This window comes from Monashia sp. NPDC004114, assembly GCF_053603855.1.
In genome coordinates, this window is the sequence record NZ_JBSGGK010000033.1 from 1 (window position 1) to 18,604 (window position 18,604).

Sequence of the window (18,604 nt, forward strand, 5' to 3'; positions counted from 1 at the left end):
TGCGGGTGACCCCCTGCGGGGCTCCGACCGCCCGGGCGACCAGCTCCAGCAACGCGTCCGCGCGCCGGGTCGCCGGCAGCCGCGGATCCGCCGGCGCCCCCGCACACACGTGACACCCACGCTCGAGGGTTCTCACACCGGCCGACCCACCGACGCACGGTGCGCCCGCCTCATCGCACGCGACTGCTTCCGGGTGCTCAGCACAGGTCCGCCCGTGACGCGCGGATGCCCCACCGAGAGCGCTGTGCGAGCCGAAAGGATCAGGTTGCCCACCAGCCGCGCCATCCGCGGGGGCGGGCACGCCGCGCTCACCTCGCGGCTCGATGAGGTGCCCGCAGACCGGGTGCCGATACGGCACCACATGCGCATCCCAGTCCAGGTCCGGCCGGGGCCGTGCCAGCGGGTCGATCGCCGCGTCCAGCACCGCGGCCCCCTCCGGGTCCAGCCGCAGCCGGTACTCCACCAGCCCCGCGGACCGTCCCACCCGGGACAACGCCCGCCCGGCCCGCAACCGGGCCTCCTCGGAGGCGACGTCCTCGGGCGGGCGCAGCGAGACCCGCGCCTGGCGCACCAGCCTGCGAACCTCCCGCACCCCCAACACCTCGAGCTGCTCGACCATCGCACCCACCACCGAGTCCAGGTGCCCCCGGTCGGCGACCCCGGCCACCTCGTCGTGGAACCGCACGACCACCGCCGCCTGGGCCACCGTCGCCGCCCCCGAACGCACCTTGCCCGCCAGGTCCCGCCACCGCGGCTCGCCCATGATCGCCCCGACGGCCGTCAGCTCGGCCGCCCCGGCCCCCTCCAACACGGGCGCGTGCGCCGCCACCCAGTCATTGCGCGACAGCCCCTCGCGGGCTCCCAGACTCCGCGAGGTCACCTCACCGGCCAGCACCGCGCACAGGCTGTGGGCCAGCTCCCGCACCGCCTGAGCCTGCCCGATCGCGTCACCGATCCCCGTCTCGGGCATGCACCACGTCGGGAACGAGCGGGTCAGCAGCCGCAGCTCGGCCGCGATCCGCGCCAACCGAGCCGCCAACCCCGGCAACCCCCGAAGCGCGTCCAGCTCGGCCGCCGGACCAGGCTCCGACGAGGCCAGCGCCGCCAGCACCGCCACCGGATCCAGCACCGGATCCAGCACCGCATCCAGCGTCGCATCGGGACCAGCGTCCACACCGGCCTCCACACCGGTCACCGGCTCACGGGTCGTCGTCGTCATGAGTCGAACATACGTTCGACCACCGACAGCCCAACCCCGCCATCCACAGGGACCAGGTCACAACACTGCGCCGGACGCCGTGCATCACGTCCCGCCCGCCACAGGCGCCGAACCAGCCGGGTCCCGCAGTGACCCGCCGACGTGGTGGGCTGGGTACTGGCCCCGGGCATCGCCCCTGGTCGCAGCCCGGGAAGTCCCGCTACAAGGGCGAGGCTTGGTCGTCCTCGACGGCGAGCCAGTCGGGCCGCGCGACCACGCGTCGGCGGTCGAGCACGATGGCGACGCCGATCGCGCCGAAGTAGAGAGCGATCATCGGCATAGCGAGCAGCAGCATCGACCACGGGTCGGGCGTGGGCGTCATGACTGCGCAGAAGACGAAGATGAGCATCACGGTCGGCCGCCAGCCCTTCAGCATGGTGCGCCCGGACATCACATGCGCCAGATCGAGCGCCACCAGGAAGACCGGGAACAGGAAGGCGCACCCGAAAGCGAGCATGAACCGCAGCACGAAGTCGAAGTAGTCGGTCGCCTTCTGAAGGTTGTAGGCACCCGGCGGGGTGAAGCCGAGCAGGACGTCGACGGCCCGCGGGATGAACAGGTAGGCGAGCGCGCATCCGGCCACGAAGAGAGGGACGGCGGTCGCAACGAACAGCCGTGCGATCCGCTTCTCCTTGCTGGTCAGGCCGGGGACGATGAAGCCCCAGATCTGGGAGAGCCAGACAGGGGACGCGATGACGATGCCGACGAACAGGGACATGTTGAGCTGGGTGCTGAACGGGTCCGTCATCCCGGTGAAGTTGACGTTGACGACGCCTTGGTGACGCTCAGCGAGGTCGTGCAGGGGCTGGGTCAGCCGCGCGAAGATGCGCCCGTAGTTCACCCATCCGACCACCGCGCCCGCGACCACCGCGGAGGCCGCGATGATCGTCCGGTTGCGCAGCTCCCGGAGATGGTCGGCCAGCGACATCCGGCCTTCGGGGTTGCGCCTGCGAAGCAGCAGCATGGGATGTCATGAGCGGCGGTCCGGCAGGCTCAGAGGCGCGAGTCACCTCGGAGCCGCTCCGCGTCGGAGCGGGCCTGGGCCAGCCTGGCCTCCGCCTCGGCCAGCTTCGCCTCGGCGTCTCGCTGCGCCTGGTCCATCGAGTCGGCGTCGGCGGTCGTGGGGGCGGCCGCTGTCGTGCTGCGGCCGTCGTTCCGCATCTCGTCCACCTCGGACTTGAACACTCGGGCAGAGCGGCCCAGGCTGCGCGCCATGTCCGGAAGTCGCTTCCACCCGAAGAGGACGACGAGGGCGATGGCGATGATCATGATGTGCGCGGGGCTGAGGTTGCGCAGCATAGGTGACTCCTTGGACGCGCGACCCGTATGCCGGACCGAGCTGATGTGGCTGTGACTGCGGCGGCAGTGTACGTGCGGTTCCTCAAAGCCAGATGTGTTTCCTGCCGGTCTCGCGGACACGGCCGCAACCTCACCCGACCTTGTCCCGACCCAGCCCCATATCTCCCGACCCAACCCGATTCGTCGCGACCCCCAGCGTGAACGAGGCGTCCGGTCACAAAGGCGGAGCCGCTCCAGGCGCCAGGGGGAGCAGCCAGCGGTACCCGTAGCCCGCCACCTCCAGCTCGACCGCTCCCGACTCGCCGACGACGGCCTCTGAGCCCTCGTGGGTGAGCAGGTCGACCAGGCGCGTGCCCGGCGGCGTCCCGTCGAGGCGTAGGCGAACGATCGTCCCGTCGGGGGAGAAGTTGTGCAGCGCGACCATCGTCCAGCCGTCCGTGTCGCATCGGTGTGCGAGCACGGCGGGGACGTCGTGCTCGAGCATCGTCGCGGTCGACCACCCGATCTCGGGCAGCTGACGGTACCGGCGCACGAGGCCCCGGATGAACCACCAGAACGACCTGTGGTCGTGCCTCTGGTCGGTGACATTGACCCGGTCGGGTGAGAAGAGGCCGTCCGGCAGGGGCCGGATGAGCCGTTCGGGCGTCCCGGCGGTGAAGCCGCCGCCCGGGCCGGAGGTCCACTGCATCGGGGTGCGCACCGCAAGGCGCCCTGGGATGTCGAGATTCTCACCCATCCCGATCTCTTCCCCGTAGAAAAGGACGGGCGTGCCCGGCAGGGAGAACATCAGCGAGTAGACGAGCCGCATGCGCCGCTCGTCCCCGCCGAGCATCGGTGGGAGACGGCGGCGCAGACCGCGGCCGTAGAGCTGCATGTCCTCGTCCGGGCCGAACGCCGCGAAGACCTCGCGCCGTTCGGCGGTGGAGAGCTTGTCGAGTGTGAGCTCGTCGTGGTTGCGCACGAAGTTGGCCCACTGGCTCGTCACGTCGAGAGCCGGCCGGTCGCTGAGCGCCTGTGCGATCGGGCCGGCGTCTCCGCGGGCGAGGGACAGGTAGAGCCGCTGCATGCCGTTGAAGTCGAACTGCATGTTGAGACCGTCTCCGTCGGGGCCACCGAAGAACTCCACCTGGTCGGGATAGGGCAGGTTTACCTCGCCGAGCAGGACCGCGTCGCCGACGCGGCGGGTCACGAAGTTGCGCACGTCGCCGAGATAGCGGTCCGGGTCGAACGTGTCCTCCTCGACTCCAGGGACCCCGTCACGTGCGAAGAGGAACGGGACGGCGTCCACCCTGAAGCCCGACACGCCGAGTGCGAGCCAGAAGCCCAGCGTCCGCGAGATCTCTTGCTGGACAGCCGGGTTCGCGACATTGAGGTCTGGTTCGTGCTTGTAGAAGTGGTGCAGGTAATAGTCACCGGTGATCTCGTCACGCTGCCAGATGCTGTCCTCCTGGTCGGGGAACACCACGTCGGAGCGCCGGGACCGCGGCTTGGTCCGGCTCCAGACGTAGTAGTCGCGGAACGGGTCGTCGCGGCTGCGTCGGGCCGACTGGAACCAGGGGTGCTGGTCGGACGTGTGGTTCATGACGAAGTCCACGATCACCCGGATGCCGTGCGCACGGGCCGTCCGCACCAGCTCGACGAAGTCGCCCAGCGACCCGAGGGTGGGGTCGACCGCGAAGAAGTCGGTGATGTCGTAGCCGTCGTCCACGCGTGCCGTGGGATAGAAGGGCATCAGCCACAGACAGGTGATGCCGAGGTCGGCGAGGTACTCGATGCGGTCGGTCAGGCCGAGCAGGTCGCCGACGCCGTCGCCGTCCGCGTCGTAGAACGTCTCGACGTCGGCGCAGTAGATGACGGCGTTCTTCCACCACAGGTCACCTGTGTCGCTCATCCTCATCGGTCAGGTCCCTTCCGGTCGTTCGGCGCAGCCCGGTCGGGGTGTCCGTACCCGCCCGCGCCGTCGCGGTATGCCGCTCGCGAAGGTCGTGACGGCATACCCCCTCGTGTGGTGGGCGGGCCTCGCCGCGCCCGGCCAGGCACCGCGAAGGGTGATTTCAGCGCGCGGCGGCGACCTTTGTCTCCTAGACTCCAGCATCGAAGGGCTCCACCTGCGCGATGTCCGGACCGACTACGGGCCCGGACGCAGATGGGGCTCTTCACCATTCCGGGGTCCTACTTCGGGCGGGCCGGGTGGCCCTTTCGCGAAGGGGACGGGCCCGTGCGGGGGGAGGTCCGTGATTCGGCACCGCGGCGCATGCCTCAAGCCCGAGGATGGGTGCATGCCAGCACCCACCGAGGCTCGGAAGCGGCCACTCAGCGTCACGATCGTCGTGGCACTCGTCGTCCTCGCGGCAGTCGCCGACCTGCTGTACGCCGTCGGCTCCTTCAGCGGTCGGATCATCGGTCTCGGCGCGACCGTCGAGGAGGCCACCTCCCTGCCGGTCGTCGGCTGGACGTTCATCGCGCTGACCGTGGCCCAGGTCGTGCTGGCGCTGTACCTGGCTCGTGGGGCGAACTGGGCCCGCCTCGTGGTCACCGCGATCCTTGCCGCCCGGGTCGCGTACGCGTGGGTGCTCGTGGGCGAGTTCGACGGCGGGGCCGGCGAAGGCATCGTCGCCCTCGTGACGGCTGCGGTGATCCTCTACCTGCTGTGGAACCCTGCCGCGACGGCGTTCTTCGAGCGGCGCGACGAGCATGCGATGGGCCAGGCCCTGGGCCGGTCCGAGCCGGGTGAGCGGAGCCGGGTCGGGGCAGGAATCCTCGACTTCGTCATCCGCGTGACGGTGCTCGGTCTCACGGTGGTGCTCACGCCCGGCGTGTCGGCCACGAGTGGCCTGGGGCTCGCCATCGCCGTCGTCGCGGTCGCTCTCGCCGGCTGGCTGCTCCGTCCGGTGTTCGTGCGGATCGCCGGCTACTTCGGCTGGGCCGGCGCCATCTTCCTCGCACTGTTCGCCAACGCGATCGTGCTCGGCCTGGCGTTCTACGTGACCCCGGGTGTCGAGGTGAGCGGTGTGGGGTCCGCGCTGCTCGCGTCATGGATCTACGGCGCGGTGATGGCGGCGATGACGTGGCTCTTCGCGATCAACAGCCAGGACTATCTCGCGGTGCACGCGGTGCGGATGAGCCGCGGCACGCAGCTCACGGCCGACGACGCCGAGGACCCGGTGCCTGGCGTCGTGTTCGTCCAGCTCGACGGCGTGCCGGCCCCGTTGCTGCAGAACGAGATCCGCGCGGGCAACCTGCCGACCATCAGCCGTTGGGTGCGCTCGGGCAGCCACACGTGGTCCGAGTGGGTGGCGCGGGTGCCCTCGACCACGCCGGTGAGCCAGGCGGGCCTGCTGCACGGCACGAACGACGGCATACCGGCGTTCCGGTGGTTCGACCGCGATCTCGGGCGGCTGCTCGTGGCCAACCGGCCCGAGGACGCGACCGTCATCGAGGCGCGCCTGTCCGACGGACATGGCCTGCTGGCCGACGACGGCGTCAGCATCTCCAACCTCTTCTCCGGCGACGCGCAGACGTCGCTGCTGACCATGAGTGGGCTCAAGCAGAAGTCCACGGGCCTGGGCCCCTCGACGTCGTATGCCGCGTTCTTCACGCACCCGGCCGGCCTCGTCCGCGGCGTGGTGATGAGCGTCGGTGAGATGGTCAAGGAGGTCTTCCAGCGCCGGCGGCAGGTGCTGCGTGACGTGCAGCCGAGGATCCACCGCGAGGGATCGTACGTGGCGCTTCGGGCGGTGACGAACGTGCTGCTGCGTGACCTCAACGTCGCCCTCGTCGTCGAGGCGATGATGAGCGGCGCGAAGTCGATCTACGTCGACTTCGTCGACTATGACGAGATCGCCCACCACGCCGGCGTCTCACGCCCCGAGTCGCTGGCGTCTCTCTACGGCCTGGACGAGGTGCTGCGCGCTCTCGAGACCGTCGCGACCTCGGGGGCCACTCCACGGACGTACCACTTCGTGCTCGTCTCGGACCACGGCCAGAGCCAGGGCTCGACGTTCCGGCAGCGTTACGGCAAGTCCCTGGAGGAGCTGGTCCGCGAGCATCTCGGCGGCGGCACGCAGGTCGCGGCGGCCACCGACGAGGTGGAGGCGTACGGCCCGGTCAACGTCCTGCTGGGCCAGCTGTCGGCGCAGGCCAGCGTCACCGGACGGCTGACGAAGCGCGCGCTGGGGTCGCGCGACCCGGAGAACCCCCTCGGCCCGGCCGAGCCCGAGGTGGACGCCGTGCCGCCCGCGAAACCCGCTGGGCCGCAGTCGGGCCCGGATGAGGCGTCTTCAGAAGGAATGGAACGCCCCATAGGCGCCGCGGAGCGGCCCGACCTTGTGGTCGTGGGGTCGGGCAACCTCGGCGGCATCTGGTTCGCCCGCGAGCCTGAACGCCTCCAGGTCGATGAGATCGAGGAGCGCCACCCGGGCCTGCTGGCGACTCTCGCGGCGCACCCCGGGATCGGGTTCGTCGTCGTCATGGGACCGGCCGGCCCGGTCGCCATCGGCCGCGACGGCAGCATCGACCTCGCCACGGGCAGCGTCGAGGGCAGCGACCCCCTGGCCGGGTTCGGCCCGAACGCGCGGGCCGACTTCGACCGGGCGGCCCGCTTCGAGGACGCGCCGGACATCTACGTCAACTCGTTCTACGACCCGGTGCTCGACGAGGTCGCGGCCTTCGAGGAGCTCGTCGGCTGCCACGGCGGCCTCGGTGGCTGGCAGACGCGTCCGCTGCTCGTGCACCCGGCCGACTGGCCGGTCGACGACAACCTCCTCGCCGACGACGGCCGACTCCACGGCGCGGACCAGGTGCACCGCCAGCTGGTCCGTTGGCTCGAGCGCCTCGGCCACCGCGCCCATCTCGCCGCGCCCGCTGGCCCCTCGCTCGAGGACCCCGCAGTGCACCAGGAGGTCGCCAGCTCCTGACGGCTGCCCCGGCCGGGCGAGCGTCGACCGCTGCGCGCATGCTGGGCGCGCGCGGGCCGCATGCTGGGGACGTGCTGGGGAAAACTGGGACACGCGGACTGGATCCTGTGGAAGACGTTGACGCGCCAGTGGCCTGCACTGCTTGGATGGTCCGGTGGAGTCGATCGATGCAGCAGCCCCCGTCATGACGTCGAGCGAGACCGCGACGGCGGACCAGGAGGTCCCCGCGGAGCAGCCGACCGAGCACCAGCCCAGCGAGATCACCTATTCCGAGCAGTTCTATGCCGCTCGGCCCAGGTCGCTGCGCCCCCGTGCCCGGCTGCGCCACCAGGGCGCCCCAGCCACCGACGAGCGCACGGGTGACCCGGTCGGGACCAACACGGCATACGTTGCCTGGCTGCGCAAGGAGTCGATGCTCCAGGACGCCAAGGTGATCGCCGCGCAGTTCATGGGACAGGGCAGCATGTGGCAGAACCCGTTCGCCCGACCCGACGCCGTCTCAGCGGTCACGGCGGCACCCGTGTGGTTCACCGCATACCCCATCTCGATGATCACGAAGCCCGGCCAGTCGTTCCTGGGCACGCTCGCCGACCCAGACCTGTGGAATGCGTTCGCGGACATCGGGATCCGCGCGGTTCACACAGGCCCCGTCAAGCGCGCCGGCGGCGTCCTCGGCTGGGACCCGACGCCGAGCGTCGACGGTCACTTCGACCGCATCAGCACCCAGATCGACTCGGCGTTCGGCACGGAGGACGAGTACCGCCGGATGTGCGAGATCGCCGCCGAGCACGACGGCACGATCATCGACGACATCGTGCCGGGCCACACCGGCAAGGGCCCCGACTTCCGGCTCGCGGAGCTGAACGTCGACGACTACCCCGGCGTCTACCACATGGTCGAGATCCGGCCCGAGGACTGGCACCTGCTGCCGGAGGTGAAGACGGGCCGCGACTCTGCCAACCTCGACGTCGCCGCCGAGGACGCGCTCGCGAGCGCGGGCTACATCATCGGCAAGCTCCAGCGGGTCATCTTCCACGCGCCTGGCATCAAGGAGACCAACTGGAGCGCGACCGACGAGGTCGTGGGCGTCGACGGGGTCAAGCGCCGCTGGGTCTACCTGCACTACTTCAAGGAGGGCCAGCCCTCGATCAACTGGCTGGACCCGACCTTCGCCGGCATGCGTCTCGTCATCGGTGACGCGCTGCACTCGCTCGGCGACCTCGGCTCCGGCGGCCTCCGGCTCGACGCGAACGGCTTCCTCGGGGTGGAGAAGAGCGCCGACGGGCTGCCTGCCTGGTCCGAGGGGCACCCCCTGTCGGAGGCCGCGAACCAGCTCATCGGCAGCATGGTGCGCAAGGTCGGAGGCTTCACGTTCCAGGAGCTCAACCTCAGCGTCGACGACATCCGCGTGACATCGGAGGCGGGCGCCGACCTGTCGTACGACTTCGTCAACCGGCCGGCATACCACCACGCCCTCGCTACCGGGACGACCGACTTCCTGCGGCTCACCCTCAACATCTCGCTCCAGTCGGGCGTATCGCCGACGAGCCTCGTCCACGCGCTCCAGAACCACGACGAGCTGACCTACGAGCTGGTCCACTTCGAGATGGTCCACCGCGACGACCTGTTCGAGTACCACGGTGTCGAGGTGACCGGGGGAGCGCTTGCCGAGCACGTGCGCGGCGAGCTGATCAGCAAGCTCACCGGCGAGGCGGGGCCGTTCAACGCGATCTTCACCACCAACGGCATCGCGTCGACGACCGCCACGATCATCGCCGCCGCCCTCGGACACAGCGATCTCGAGTCGCTCACCGACGACGACGTCGAGTCGATCAAGGACGCGCACCTGCTTCTCGCGATGTTCAACGCCCTCCAGCCTGGGGTCTTCGCGCTCTCCGGGTGGGATCTGACCGGCATGCTCACGCTCGACCGCGAGCTGATCGGTCACCTCCTCGCGACCGGCGACACCCGCTGGATCCACCGCGGCGCCTACGACCTGCTCGACCACCAGCCGGAGACGCAGCACTCCTCGTCGGGTATGCCGCGTGGCCGGTCGCTGTACGGCTCGCTGAAGTCCCAGCTCGCCGACGACACGTCGTTCGCCCGCAGGCTCGGGCGGATGCTCGACGTGCGCGAGCGCTCGGGGATCGCCACGGCCACGCAGGTCGACGTGCCGCAGCCGTCCCACCCCGGCATCCTCGTCATGGTGCACGAGGGCGTGACGGGCTGCGACGTCCAGGCGACCGTCCTCAACTTCACGGCGGACGCCGTCACGGCCCGCGTGTCGAGCGGACACTTCGAGCCCGGCGCCGTCGCGACCGACCTGCTCACCGACACGAAGGCAGGAGTCGTCGACGACCTGCGAGCCGTCGAGGTCGAGGTGCCGGGCCATGGCGGGCTGTTCCTCATGCTCTGCTCCGCCTGAGGTCGTATCAGTCCGCCGCGGAACCTCTCTGTCTGGTGTCCCGCCGCGGACGGCGATGCGGGACAGGGGAGGGCACCATGTGGCAAGAACCGCACATCGACACGGCCGCGCGCACGAAGCAGCGACGGACGAGCGCACCGACCGCCGCACCGACCGGCGCACCGACCGGCGCATCGACCGGCGCACCGACTGGTGCAGCGGCGCGGACCCCGGCGCGGGCTGGTTCAGGCGTCCAGCCGGCGACGGACTGGGTCTACTGCCCCGAGTGCGGCATGCCCGCGTGGGTGGAGTGGGCCGATGTCGCCCAGAGCACGTCCGGCCCGGTCGAGCACGTGAAGGTGCGGTGCTTCTCGCGGCACTGGTTCCTCATGCTGCGCGAGAACCTCGACCGCTGATCACGACACCCGGTCGAGCAGCTCCAGGGACCGCTTGACCACGAGAGCGGCCGCGTCGGCGTCGTAGGAGGGCAGCGACCGGTCGGTGAACAGGTGCTGGTCGCCTGGGTAGACGAACAGCTGGCCCACCTCAGGGCCGACGATCGCGACCAGGTCTCGCGCGGCGTCGATGTCCCCTTCAAGCCCGAAGAACGGGTCGCGATCCATCCCGTGGATCTGGACCGGCACGCCCTGCGGCCACGGCCCGACAGCCCACTCACCCGTGACCGGCAGGCACGACTCGTAGAGCAGCGCGCCACGCGCCCCCTCCCGCGTCTGGGCCAGCTGCTGGGCGTGCGAGCCTCCCCAGGAGAACCCGGCGTAGACGAGGTCCACCGGCAGCTCGGACAGGACCGCGCCGAGCCGTTGGTCGACGACGTCGCCCGGGATGGACTGTGCGAAGGCGATGCCCTCCTCGATCGTCGCGGCCTTCGTGCCGTCGAAGAGGTCGGGCGTGTGCACGGTGTGGCCGTTGGACCTCAGTTCCTCGGCGAACGCCAGGACCCCCTCGGTGAGGCCTTGGACGTGATGGAGAAGGAGGACGTCTGCCATGGCTGCTCCTGTCGTGTGATGGTGCGCCCCGGCCTGTCGCGGTCGGCGCTCGGCTCGACTGTATGCCGCAATCCGGACACTGCGCGTCCGGATCCTCGGCTGCTTCGCCGGCGTCGCCGAGGACGGGGCGTCAGTCGAGCACGCGCATCGGTGCACCGTCGCGCCAGGCGACGATGTCCTCGACGACCTGGGCGAACCACTCGCGGTAGGTCTCCGTCGTGACGTAACCGATGTGCGGCAGCAGCAGCGTGTTCGGCAGTGCCCGCAGCGGGTGGTCGGCCGGGAGCGGCTCGACGTCGTAGACATCGAGTGCCGCCCCGGCGATCCGTCCCTCTCGGAGCGCATCGACGAGGGCGTCCTCGTCGACGATCGGGCCTCGAGAGGTGTTCACGAGGTATGCCGTGTGCTTCATGAGCGCAAGGTCGCCCGCTCCCAGCAGGCCGCGGCTCCGCTCGGACAGCGGCATGTGGATGGTGATGACGTCGGACTCGCTGAGGAGGTGCTCCTTGCTGACTGCCGTGACGGCATACGGCTCGGCCCGCTCTGGTGTGAGGTTCGGCGACCACGCGACGACCTTCATGCCGAACGCCTGGGCCAGCGTGGCCACGGGCCCGCCCAGGCGGCCCAGCCCGATCACCCCGAGGGTGTTACCGGCGAGCCGCGGACCGATCGTGTGCTGCCAGCCGCCGGACCGCATGGCGGCGTCCTCGGCGACGAAGCCGCGCATGAGCGCGATCATCATGCCGATCGTCAGCTCGGGCACCGAGCTCGTGCTGCCCTGCGTGCCGCACACGGTGATGCCGTGGTCCCGGGCGGCGTCGACGTCGATCGCCGCGTTGCGCATGCCGGTCGTCACGATGAGCCGCAGCTCGGGGAGGCGCTCGATCAGACTGGCCTGCAACGGAGTTCGCTCCCGCATCGCGACGACGACCTCTGTCGCCGCGAGGGCGCGCGCAACGTCGTCGTCGGTCGACAGATGATGGTCGATCACGGCGATGTCGTGGCTGGCGAGCACAGCCGACCAGTCCGCGCTGGAGAGCGCCACGCGCTGGTAGTCGTCCAGGATCGTCACGGTCGGCACTCCCCGAGCCTAGGACCGGAGCCCTCCGCCCGTTCGAGGTATCTGGTCGGGCCATCGGGTGGGGTCGGGCGACTCCGATACCTCCGACCGCGACGGCGCGGCCGCCGCGTCAGGGTCGAACGACCCGATGCGCGAGGTCGACCCACGCAGCGAGAATGCGTTCGCGGTCGGCACCGGCCGCCTGGTGCTGGCGCAGGATGGTGACTTCCAGCGGCGCCAGCAGCGACACGGCGAGCATCGGCAGGTCGCCCGTGACCCCGAGCTGGCCCAGCAGGAGCCGCACGTGCGCGGTCCAGAACGCCACCGCGGGCAGGGATCGCCCGTACCGGCCGACCGCGGCGACCATGAGGTCCGCGTTGAGCAGGTTGCGGTCGAGGCGCGACTCGCCGAACGCGAGCAGGCGGTCCAGCGGCGGTGCGCCGGGGCCGAGTGGCGCCGGGCCGGAGATGACCTGGCCCTGCCAGCGCGCCTCGCTGTGGTCAAGCAGCGCGGTCATCAGCCCGGCACGGCTGCCGAACCGTCGAAAGACCGTGCCCTTTCCGACTCCGGCCTCGGCGGCGACCGCGTCCATGGTGACCCCGTCGACGCCGCAGGACTCGACGAGCCGCTGTGCGGCCTCGAGGAGCAGCTCGCGGTTGCGTGCGGCATCGCGGCGCTCGGGGCGCCGGCTCAGGTCGACCAGCATCGGCTCGTGGGACATTGCGGTGATCCTAAGCGTGCCGCGCCTGACCGGGCTCGCTATCCGGCGGCCGCCTCAGCCCGCCCGTCGAGCGGTCAGTTCCATAGGGGACATTGCGTGTCGAAGTGATCACTCGACCGAGGTCGGGTGTGCCGAAACGACCCCTCGGCTGGAGGGCGGGTCGCACCGCAGCGCGCGGGGGCGCGTCACCTCGGGGTGGAGCCGGCGGTGCCTTCGTGCGCCTCGCGGTGAGCACGGGCGGCCGCGACCTTGGCCTCGCGCTCCCTGAACAGCCTCGTCTTCGGGTCGTTCTGCTCACCGAGCTGAGCCGGGCCGAACAGGCTCAGGCCGAGCATGCGCAGCTGGTAGCCGATGCGGTAGGGGATGGACAGACCCTCGTTGGACGATCGCGACACGATGACAGCTCCCAGATAGTTAGTGGACTAACTGTTAGTGTACACATCAACGTGTGCATGACTGCACCAGCGCACTGCTGCACCACCCGCCGAGAGTGAGCCCGCCATGACCTCCGATGTCACCGCCCGCCGCGATGCCACCGACGTCGCCAGCCCCAGCACCGACGCCGCCAACCCCAGCACCGACGCCGTCTCCGCCGCCGCCGACCTGACCGACGGCCTGGGCCACACGCTCGCGCCGGACGACCTGCTCCGTCTCGACCAGCAGGTCTGCTTCGCCCTCGCGGTGGCCGCCCGCAATGTCATCGGTCTCTACCGGCCGGTCCTGGAGCCACTCGGTCTCACCCATCCGCAGTACCTCGTCATGCTCGCCCTCTGGGAGCGTTCGCCCCGGACCGTGCGCGAGATCGGCTTGCTCCTGCGCCTCGAGCCGGCCACGCTGTCGCCGCTGCTCAAGCGGCTCGAGTCTGCCGGACTGGTCAGCCGGGAGCGGCACCCCCGAGACGACAGGGCGCTCGCGATCACCCTGACCGACAAGGGAATCCGCCTGCGGGAGAAGGCACTTGGCGTGCCGCCCCAGATCATCGAGCGCCTCGACATGAGGATCGAGGAGCTCGAGGCGCTGCACCACGCGCTGAGCCGGGTCATCGCGGCGACGTCGTAGCCCGCGGCATTCATCGCGCGCTTCGCACCGCCCGGCCCGCAACCGGCGTACCGTCGAGAATGACGATCCAGCCCCGGGAGGTGCCATGGGTGATCAAGTCGGACTCATCGTCCTGTTCGCAGTCATCGTCATCCTCGTGATCGGCTTCATCATGGTCGAGCCGCGCCGCTCCAGGCGAGGCGGGGACGACAGCGACTCGCTGAACAGCCACCAGGACGACACGGTCCACAAGCGCGAGGACCACCCTGAAGGCGCCGAGCGGTCGCACCTCGTCGGCAACCCACCCATCGACACCATCACCCCCGAAGGCTGGGGAGTCGCCATGCCCGGTGAGGGCGCGATGATGGAAGACCTTCCCGAGGACGTGCACCCGGACCTGCACGACAGCGACCGGCACCGCCGGCGTCACTGACGCGCAGTCACCCCGCACGCCACGCGTTGCTGCTGCGTGTCAACGCGCCATCCGTCGCGCTCTCCGCACGCGTCAGTCGGACCTGTCACGCCTACCGGTCGAAGGAGAACGTCCACGTCGTCGTCGAGCTGAGGACCTCGCCTGCCCGCAGCACAGTGCTCGGGAAGCCCGGGTGGTTGGGCGCGTCCGGGAAGCCCTGTGTCTCCAGGGCGATCCCCGCCCGAGGGCCGTATGCCGTCCCGGAGGTCCCGACGACAGTGCCGTCGAAGTGGGCGCCCGTGTAGACCTGCACGCCGGGCTGGTCGCTGGCCACCGTGAGGGTGAGCCCGCGAGGCGCACGCAGGGTGGCGACCCGGCGCAGGCCGGCGCCACGCACGACGAAGTTGTGGTCGAGGCCCTGGCCGAAGGCGAGCTGCTCGTCCGCAGCGAGCAGGCCCGGTCCGATCGGCCGCGGCGAGCGCCAGTCGAAGGCCGTCCCAGCGACGTCACGGATCTCGCCGGTCGGGATCAGCTCGGCGTCAGTGGGGGTGAACGCGTCGGCCTCGACGGCGAGCACGTGGTCGTCGACCGGGCCGCTGCCTTCGCCCTCGAGGTTGAAGTAGGCGTGGTTCGTCAGGCTGACGACCGTGGCCCGGTCCGTCGTCGCGTGGTAGTCGATGCGCACCACGCCGGGTGCGACCGAGTACGTGACCGTCACGTCGACGGCGCCGGGGAAGCCCTGGTCGCCGTCCGGACTGTGCAGGGTGAGCTCGACCAGGTCGGGCTCGACGCGCGCCACGCTCCACTCGCGCTTGTCGAAGCCGACCAGCCCGCCGTGCAACGTGTTGGGTCCCTCGTTGGTCACCACCTCGTGGAGGGTGCCATCGAGCTCGAAGCGGCCTCGAGACAGACGGTTGCCGAAGCGGCCGATCGTCGCGCCGAGATACCCGCCGTCGACGGCATACGTCGTCGGGTCCGCATGTCCGAGGACGACATTCGTCCGGTCGCCGTCCGGGCCGGTGACGACGAGCCGGCGGACCGACGCTCCCGCCGGGACCACTTCGAGCAGGACGCCGTCGGCCGCGATAACCACTCCGGCCGCTGCGTCGGGGGCGGAGTCGGCGGCAGCGTCGAGGGCATCGGGAGTGGTGGGCGGACGGTCCATTGATGGTGCTCCTCGCAGTGTCGGTGGGCACAGCATGCAGGTCGGCCGGCCACCGGTGCAGTTCTGTCCGTGGCCGCGAGTCCGACAGTGGGACACTCCTGTCCCTTGCAGGCGACCGCGCGCGTGGCGCGCGGCTGGAATGGCTGGTCTGGGGCGTCGTCCAGACACCGATCTCGTTCCAGGGCACGCTGAGTTCATGGTCGACAAAGATCGCGATCCGACCGCCGCTCCGTCCGTTCACCGTGGGTCAGCGCCCGGTCACGAGGGCCACGTGGCCGACACGATGTCCGCAACGTCCCGTGCACCCGTGATGCAGGACGTCGCGCGGTTGGCCGGTGTGTCGCACCAGACCGTGTCGCGCGTCATCAACGGTGCCGCGAGCATCCGGCCCGAGACGCGTGAGCGGGTGCTCCAGGCCATCGAGCAGCTCGGCTACCGGCCGAACACCGCGGCCCGCACGCTGGTCCGGGGCCGGTCGGGAACCATCGGGATCATCACCACGTCGACGAACCTGTTCGGTCCGACGAGCATCCACGCAACCGTCAACGGGGCGGCCCGCGAGGCGGGCTTCTTCGCCAGCTCGGTGTCGCTCGCCGAGATGACGCGCGAGGGCTTCGATGCCGCTGTGGACCACCTCGACGGGTTGGCGGTCGAGGGGATCGTGGTCATCGCCGGTCACGACGAGGCGCTCGAAGGGGCTCGGTCGCGCGACGGCAGGACTCCCTTCGTCATCGTCGAGGGGGACCTCACCCGGGCCCGGCGCACCGTCGGCGTCGACAACGTGGCCGGCGCGCGGCTGGCCACGCGGCACCTGCTCGAGCTCGGGCACACCGAGATCGCCCACGTGACCGGGCCGCTCGACTGGGCCGAGGCCCGGGCCCGTGCCGACGGCTGGCGGGCCGAGCTGGTCGAGGCAGGGCTGCACCCGATGGAGCCGGTCGCGGGGGACTGGCGATCGCAGAGCGGCTACGAGGCAGGGCTGCGCCTGGCCGAGTCGACCGGAGTGACCGCTGTCTTCGCAGCGAACGACCAGATGGCGGTCGGCGTCCTCCGGGCGCTGCATGAGGCAGGTCGCTCGGTGCCGGGGGACGTGAGCGTCGTCGGCTTCGACGACGTGCCCGAAGCGGCATACCTCATCCCACCGCTGACGACCGTCCGCCAGGACTTCTCCGAGATCGGTCGCGCGGCGATCGACATGCTGACCGCCGCGATCGCGGGCGAGACCGACCAGGTCCCGAGCCTCATCGACCCCGAGCTCGTGGTCCGGGCGAGCACCTCGCCGCCGGGCCGCAGCACGAGTGTGAGCTGACCGGCCCGCCTGCGACGACACTTGGGCAGACTGGGCCCATGCAGACCGTCGAGAAGAACTGGGCCGGGAACCACACCTACCAGGCGACGGTCGAGCGACCCCGATCCGTGGAGGAGCTCCAGGAGCTCGTCGCCCGCGAGCCCAAGGTCCGGGCCCTCGGCTCGCGCCACTCGTTCACGGACATCACCGACACCTCCGGCGTGCTCGTCTCCCTCGCCGATCTCCCGACCGCCGTGGAGGTCGACGAGCGGAACCGCACCGCCCGGGTGACGGGCCGGGCGGCATACGGCGAGGTCGCGACCCAGCTGGAGGCGACGGGCTGGGCCCTGGGCAACCTCGCCTCGCTCCCGCACATCTCGGTGGCGGGCGCGGTGGCTACCGCCACGCACGGTTCCGGCGTCGGGAACGGCTCTCTCGCATCGGCCGTCGCCGCGCTCGACATCGTCGGTCCGGACGGTGAGCTGCGCACGGTCGCCCGCGGAGACGCAGACTTCGACGGCAGCGTCGTCGCGCTCGGTGCGCTTGGTGTCGTCACCGCGCTGACCCTCGACATCGAGCCGACGTATGCCGTCCGGCAGGACCTCTACACCGGGCTGCCGTGGGCGACCCTGGCCGAGAGCTTCGACGCGGTCGTCTCGGACGCCTATAGCGTCAGCCTCTTCACCCGCTTCGAGGACGACGGGATCTACCAGGTCTGGCGCAAGTCGCGGGGGAGCGAGGCGCCGGCCGACTTCTTCGGCGCGCCCCCGGCAACCTCGACCCTTCACATGCTCGAAGGCGGGCCGGCCGAGTCGGTGACGCAGCAGGGTGGCGTGGTGGGGCGCTGGCTCGACCGGCTGCCGCACTTCCGGATGGAGTTCACGCCGAGCCGCGGCGAGGAGCTCCAGAGCGAGTACCTCGTGCCGCGTGGCCGCGCGCTCGAGGCGGTCGACGCCCTGCGCGGCCTCCGGGAGCGGATGGCCCCGCTGCTCCAGACGTGCGAGCTGCGCACCGTCGCGGCCGACGACCAGTGGTTGAGCAGCGCCTACGAGCGCGACGTCGTCGGCATCCATTTCACGTGGCTTCAGGACGAGCCGGCCCTGTATGCCGTCCTGCCGGCAATGGAGGAGGCCCTCCTGCCGCTTGGGGCGCGACCGCACTGGGGCAAGTGCTTCGTGGCCGGCGCGGTAGAGCTCGCCCCGCTCTATCCGAGGTTCGCGGACTTCCGGGCGCTGCGCGACCGCGTCGACCCGGAGCGCACCTTCGGCAACGCCTTCATCGACCGCGTCCTGGGCTGAGAACGTCGCATGGGGGCCGCGCGACCGCCCTCTGACCTCGGTCAGCTCGCCGCGGCCCCCATATGGAGGGGTTCCGCGGGCAAACCCGTCCCATTGGGTGCCGCGGCCCCCATATGGAGGGGTTCCGCGGGCAAACCCGTCCCATTGGGTGCCGCGGCCCTCAAATGGAGGGGTTCCGCGGGCCGTGGACCTCGCAGGTCAGAAGTCGCCGGCGGTGCGGCGCAGCCGCGTCAGCACGTCGACGAGTGAGCGCACGTCTCGGCCGGACAGGTCGGGCTGTTCGAAGACCTCGGTGTTCAGCGCCTTGGTGGCGCGCTCGGCGAGCTCTCGCCCGGCCGGCGTCAGGGCGACGAGGACCGCGCGCCGGTCGTCCGGGTGGGTGCTGCGCGTGACCAGGCCGGCGTCCTCGAGGCGGTCGACGGCATTCGTCACGCTCGTCGGGTGGACCTGCAGGCGGCTGCCGATGATCTTCATCGGCAGGGAGCCCCGCTTGCTGAACCACAGCAGCATGAGCACCTCGTAGCGGGCGAACGTGACGCCGAGGGGGCGCAGCGTCGCCTCCACGCGGGCCAGGACGATCTGGTGTGCGCGCATGAGGGAGGTGATCGCGGCCATGCCGTCGGCGGCGTCCGCCCAGCCCTGCTCGACCCACTGCTGGCGGGCCTGGGTGATCGGGTCGAACCCCAGCCCTGCGTGCTCGCCCGTTGCCATGCGCACATCCTAGAGCGACGACGCGTT

At 70.7% G+C, this 18,604-nt stretch carries 16 protein-coding genes and 1 pseudogene; 7 read left to right on the forward strand and 10 right to left on the reverse strand.

Translation table 11 applies throughout. The features are described 5' to 3' along the window. The 4 genes and pseudogenes from ACWEOW_RS24625 to ACWEOW_RS24640 all read right to left on the reverse strand — a co-directional run. Window positions 1–1,219, reverse strand: a pseudogene (locus tag ACWEOW_RS24625) (hypothetical protein); the annotation flags it as partial. A 199-nt stretch (window positions 1,220–1,418) separates the two neighbouring features. Next, a complete protein-coding gene (gene tatC, locus ACWEOW_RS24630; RefSeq protein ID WP_452271892.1) occupies window positions 1,419–2,222 on the reverse strand; it encodes a twin-arginine translocase subunit TatC in 804 nt (267 codons plus the stop codon). A gap of 29 nt (window positions 2,223–2,251) precedes the next feature. After that, complete coding sequence (gene tatA, locus ACWEOW_RS24635) at window positions 2,252–2,557, reverse strand: Sec-independent protein translocase subunit TatA (RefSeq protein ID WP_452271893.1); 306 nt, start codon at window positions 2,555–2,557, stop codon at window positions 2,252–2,254. Between the two features lie 214 nt (window positions 2,558–2,771). Further along, a complete protein-coding gene (locus tag ACWEOW_RS24640; protein WP_452271894.1) occupies window positions 2,772–4,454 on the reverse strand; it encodes an alpha-amylase family protein in 1,683 nt (560 codons plus the stop codon). Between the two features lie 382 nt (window positions 4,455–4,836). Between ACWEOW_RS24640 and ACWEOW_RS24645 the strand changes: the two genes are divergently transcribed. The 3 genes from ACWEOW_RS24645 to ACWEOW_RS24655 all read left to right on the forward strand — a co-directional run bounded on the left by ACWEOW_RS24645 (window position 4,837) and on the right by ACWEOW_RS24655 (window position 10,293). Then, the gene (locus ACWEOW_RS24645) at window positions 4,837–7,473 is read left to right on the forward strand and encodes an alkaline phosphatase family protein (protein WP_452271895.1); all 2,637 of its coding nucleotides are present in this window, start codon (window positions 4,837–4,839) and stop codon (window positions 7,471–7,473) included. Window positions 7,474–7,657: 184 nt separating this feature from the next. Then, window positions 7,658–9,898 (forward strand): maltose alpha-D-glucosyltransferase, encoded by a 2,241-nt coding sequence (treS, locus tag ACWEOW_RS24650; protein ID WP_452271926.1) that lies wholly within the window; start codon window positions 7,658–7,660, stop codon window positions 9,896–9,898. A 77-nt stretch (window positions 9,899–9,975) separates the two neighbouring features. Next, on the forward strand, window positions 9,976–10,293 hold the full coding sequence (locus tag ACWEOW_RS24655; protein WP_452271896.1) for a hypothetical protein: 318 nt from the start codon (window positions 9,976–9,978) through the stop codon (window positions 10,291–10,293). On the opposite strand, the gene ACWEOW_RS24660 is transcribed toward ACWEOW_RS24655, so the two are convergent. From ACWEOW_RS24660 to ACWEOW_RS24675, 4 genes are all read right to left on the reverse strand, one after another. Further along, the gene (locus tag ACWEOW_RS24660) at window positions 10,294–10,884 is read right to left on the reverse strand and encodes a dienelactone hydrolase family protein (RefSeq protein ID WP_452271897.1); all 591 of its coding nucleotides are present in this window, start codon (window positions 10,882–10,884) and stop codon (window positions 10,294–10,296) included. A gap of 130 nt (window positions 10,885–11,014) precedes the next feature. Beyond that, the gene (locus tag ACWEOW_RS24665) at window positions 11,015–11,965 is read right to left on the reverse strand and encodes a D-2-hydroxyacid dehydrogenase family protein (protein WP_452271898.1); all 951 of its coding nucleotides are present in this window, start codon (window positions 11,963–11,965) and stop codon (window positions 11,015–11,017) included. Between the two features lie 109 nt (window positions 11,966–12,074). After that, entirely contained in the window at window positions 12,075–12,665 is a 591-nt protein-coding gene (locus ACWEOW_RS24670; RefSeq protein WP_452271899.1) for a TetR/AcrR family transcriptional regulator, read from the reverse strand. A gap of 185 nt (window positions 12,666–12,850) precedes the next feature. Further along, window positions 12,851–13,060, reverse strand: a complete 210-nt coding sequence (locus ACWEOW_RS24675) for a hypothetical protein (protein WP_452271900.1) — start codon at window positions 13,058–13,060, stop codon at window positions 12,851–12,853. Between the two features lie 220 nt (window positions 13,061–13,280). Between ACWEOW_RS24675 and ACWEOW_RS24680 the strand changes: the two genes are divergently transcribed. Both ACWEOW_RS24680 and ACWEOW_RS24685 read left to right on the forward strand, forming a co-directional pair. Continuing rightward, the gene (locus tag ACWEOW_RS24680; protein WP_452271927.1) at window positions 13,281–13,724 is read left to right on the forward strand and encodes a MarR family winged helix-turn-helix transcriptional regulator; all 444 of its coding nucleotides are present in this window, start codon (window positions 13,281–13,283) and stop codon (window positions 13,722–13,724) included. 85 nt (window positions 13,725–13,809) lie between these two features. Then, window positions 13,810–14,136, forward strand: coding sequence for a hypothetical protein (locus tag ACWEOW_RS24685; RefSeq protein ID WP_452271901.1), 327 nt, complete (start codon window positions 13,810–13,812; stop codon window positions 14,134–14,136). Between the two features lie 91 nt (window positions 14,137–14,227). Here the strand turns inward: ACWEOW_RS24685 and ACWEOW_RS24690 are convergent, their stop codons facing one another. Then, window positions 14,228–15,280 carry an aldose epimerase family protein gene (locus ACWEOW_RS24690; RefSeq protein ID WP_452271902.1) on the reverse strand — a complete coding sequence of 351 codons (1,053 nt, stop codon included), beginning with the start codon at window positions 15,278–15,280 and terminating at the stop codon, window positions 14,228–14,230. 196 nt (window positions 15,281–15,476) lie between these two features. On the opposite strand from ACWEOW_RS24690, the gene ACWEOW_RS24695 reads away from it, so the two are divergent. Both ACWEOW_RS24695 and ACWEOW_RS24700 read left to right on the forward strand, forming a co-directional pair. Next, window positions 15,477–16,589: a LacI family DNA-binding transcriptional regulator gene (locus ACWEOW_RS24695; RefSeq protein WP_452271903.1), complete on the forward strand. Its 1,113-nt coding sequence runs from the start codon at window positions 15,477–15,479 to the stop codon at window positions 16,587–16,589. Between the two features lie 38 nt (window positions 16,590–16,627). Next, window positions 16,628–17,866, forward strand: a complete 1,239-nt coding sequence (locus tag ACWEOW_RS24700) for a D-arabinono-1,4-lactone oxidase (protein WP_452271904.1) — start codon at window positions 16,628–16,630, stop codon at window positions 17,864–17,866. 198 nt (window positions 17,867–18,064) lie between these two features. Here the strand turns inward: ACWEOW_RS24700 and ACWEOW_RS24705 are convergent, their stop codons facing one another. After that, window positions 18,065–18,577, reverse strand: coding sequence for a MarR family winged helix-turn-helix transcriptional regulator (locus ACWEOW_RS24705; protein WP_452271905.1), 513 nt, complete (start codon window positions 18,575–18,577; stop codon window positions 18,065–18,067). Between the last annotated feature and the right edge of the window lie 27 nt (window positions 18,578–18,604).